3 protein-coding genes are annotated in these 2,508 nt (G+C 43.7%); all 3 read left to right on the top strand.

Annotated features, from left to right (window positions below; genetic code table 11):
• Positions 1 to 426 precede the first annotated feature (426 nt).
• The 3 genes from QEH52_RS19310 to QEH52_RS19300 all read left to right on the top strand — a co-directional run bounded on the left by QEH52_RS19310 (position 427) and on the right by QEH52_RS19300 (position 2,168).
• A complete protein-coding gene (locus QEH52_RS19310) occupies positions 427 to 750 on the top strand; it encodes a hypothetical protein (RefSeq protein WP_308952595.1) in 324 nt (107 codons plus the stop codon).
• 70 nt (positions 751 to 820) lie between these two features.
• Positions 821 to 1,438, top strand: coding sequence for a hypothetical protein (locus QEH52_RS19305; RefSeq protein ID WP_308952594.1), 618 nt, complete (start codon positions 821 to 823; stop codon positions 1,436 to 1,438).
• 526 nt (positions 1,439 to 1,964) lie between these two features.
• A complete protein-coding gene (locus QEH52_RS19300; RefSeq protein WP_308952593.1) occupies positions 1,965 to 2,168 on the top strand; it encodes a hypothetical protein in 204 nt (67 codons plus the stop codon).
• Positions 2,169 to 2,508 lie beyond the last annotated feature (340 nt).

Here is a 2,508-nt window from a genome sequence, read left to right as displayed (position 1 = left end):
CCAGACGACACAGACAACCCATTTAACCCGCCCGTAAAACTCTAAAAATCAACAGGACGACTGAGCCCACAGGATGGGTGTCTGGTCTCAACGATATACAGAAACAAGAACCCAGATTTTTAACCGCTTATCACCACTTATGGAACGCTTATCCAGCACGCTGTGTTCAAATGAATTTGATCTTAATATAAGCGTGTGATTAGCGGTCATAAGCGGTTTCCAGCTTTGCTGGACTCAGGGCCGTCCTAAATAAAATCCAATAAAATGAAAAGTGAAGCACTCGTCTATTCGACTACTTCTGGCAGGACTGAAAGTACATCCAGACGAGCTAGTCAATGCGAGATCACGCGCCAGTTATTCGACAATCATTTGAACGATTGACCTCATAGGCTCGCATCGACTACTCTCCACGTTCACAGAAATAAAATGGAAAAGCTAAAAAAAGAATGGATCAATGGTATCCGGATATCTTGGAGATTATTTCTTCTATTTTTCATGGTCACCGTAACTTATCAGTTTGGGGCGTTTGGAGCTACCTTACTCTCAGAACTCATTGGGGTTGAATCAGTGAAAGAATGGTTTTTAGGAATCTTTGGGATCCTATGTATCATCTTCTTTCCGATCATTGTCTCATATCTGGCTGATAATGTCGGCCTAAAAGCAGAGATTTACGACTTCCCATTTTCCAAGCGAATGAAAAAACGGAGAGTGAACCAGTCGGAGCAGGACAACCCGATACCCCGCCCGTAAAACTCTAAAAAGCAACAGGACTTCGAACTCGTCAGGCGGGTTGCCTGTCCTTATCGTTAGCTAAGAAAAAATGAAAAAAGCCATCCTAGCCATACTGGCACTTTCCACTCTTTCGGGGCTCCGAGCGGAAGAACTAAAAACCGAAACTTTGAGTATTGGTAGAATGGGTGGTTTCATTATGATGGCTGGCTATACAAAATACTTCACCGACAAGTATCCCTTGTTACTCGATAGAGAGTTTAGGCATGACATTTATGTTGAGATTTATGGGGACGATGTGATCCAAGGTTCAGTCGATCCATTCCCAAAAGAATCGCCTCCGAAACTTCGGTTATCGCCTAACATGGTCAGCAGTGTCTCAAAAAATAGAACAGAAGAGACTCAGGTGCTTGCAGCTCGCTACATAAATATTTTTGAGCTCCATGGAGTCGAGTTCACTTCGATAGAAGGCAGCCACATGCTCTGCAACGGAGCGTTTGAACTTGAGATCACCAATACTTCTCAAAATATCGATAAGATCCATAAGCTCTTCAAAGAGTTTTCGGGATTCTACTATGAACATCGCGGTGATTTCCCTATGTATCCGATTCGAATGAAATACTATCTTCACAATGAGCGCCCGAGCCTTGAAGATGGCACCACCGAAAATACAGGAGCTAACAAGTCGGGAGATGACAACTCCGAGTAGCGCTGCCGCGCTACTCTCCGCGCATCCCCTCATCGATCTACAGAAGAATTAACTGAAGCATGCAACTAGAGATCACAACAGTATGCAGCAGAATCATGCCCCTCTGCTTAGTCGCATGCGCAAGTCCATGGCTATTAATGCAGACCCTTTTTGTGCAAAATCAAAATGGAGAGCTGACGAATTCACACTTAATCTTTCTTGCACTGACCCTGTCACTTCTACTCTTACGAGCGATAAGCAAAAAAGGAAAATCGATTTGGATCGTGTATTGGATTCTAATGATACTCATCTACGCAATAGGAATCTACGAAGTCCTGTCTATGTCGAACTCCCTCTTACTCATCTTAGTCTGGCCATTTTTGATAGTCTCAGCTATTTCATTGTTATTCGGAATACTTGCATCCTGCTTAGGACTTAGGTTTGAGCTATTGCTTATAGAATCAAGAAGAGTAGATCCAGTCGTGCCATGACAATGTATTTCGCTGGCGCTCATACATGCATGCACTCTACGATCTACAGAAAGAAAATGAAAGGACCACTCATACTCTTTGGGCTCAGCATCACATGCTTCGTCTCCCTTTGGGCTTTGAAATTTGTTCCTGGAGTTTACAGCGAGATGTCGCCGCTCGGCTTTCTCATCTTTGGAATTGAAGCGTTGGGGATGTTGTTGGGTCTTATCGCACTGATCTGGGGAATCGTGAAGCTTGAATCTTATGCGGCAAAAAAATGAAAAGTGAATCAAATCGAAACGCAGATAATAGAACTAATCATTTGAATGGCCTCAACCGACTGGCTCTTCTGAGTAGATCCAGTCGATCGTCTCAATTCCTTTCGCTCTCCGCGCTTCAGTCTTGAGACATCTCATCGATCAGGGAAGAAAATTGAAAAAAAGGAAATCCTAGCAGACGTATTTCTTAACCGCTTATTTACGCTAATGAACGCTTATCCAACCCGACGCTAAGAACGAAAAATGAGATCTCATCATAAACGTAAATTAGTGAAAATAAAGCCTGCTGCGTGGGACAAGGTCCTTTACGCTGCGGTCTCTCCCGACAAGGTCGGGACTGGAA

This window comes from Thalassobacterium maritimum (assembly GCF_031127805.1).
Classification (GTDB): Bacteria; Verrucomicrobiota; Verrucomicrobiia; order Opitutales; family Coraliomargaritaceae; genus Thalassobacterium; species Thalassobacterium maritimum.
Note: the sequence above shows the minus strand (reverse complement) of the source record. Positions and strands in the feature narration are given on the sequence as shown.

Excerpts from the sequence above, each read along its gene's own strand:
- QEH52_RS19310 (WP_308952595.1), top strand. The coding sequence starts at position 427 with ATGGAAAAGCTAAAAAAAGAATGGATCAATGGTATCCGGATATCTTGG.
- QEH52_RS19305 (WP_308952594.1), top strand. The coding sequence starts at position 821 with ATGAAAAAAGCCATCCTAGCCATACTGGCACTTTCCACTCTTTCGGGG.
- QEH52_RS19300 (WP_308952593.1), top strand. The coding sequence starts at position 1,965 with ATGAAAGGACCACTCATACTCTTTGGGCTCAGCATCACATGCTTCGTC.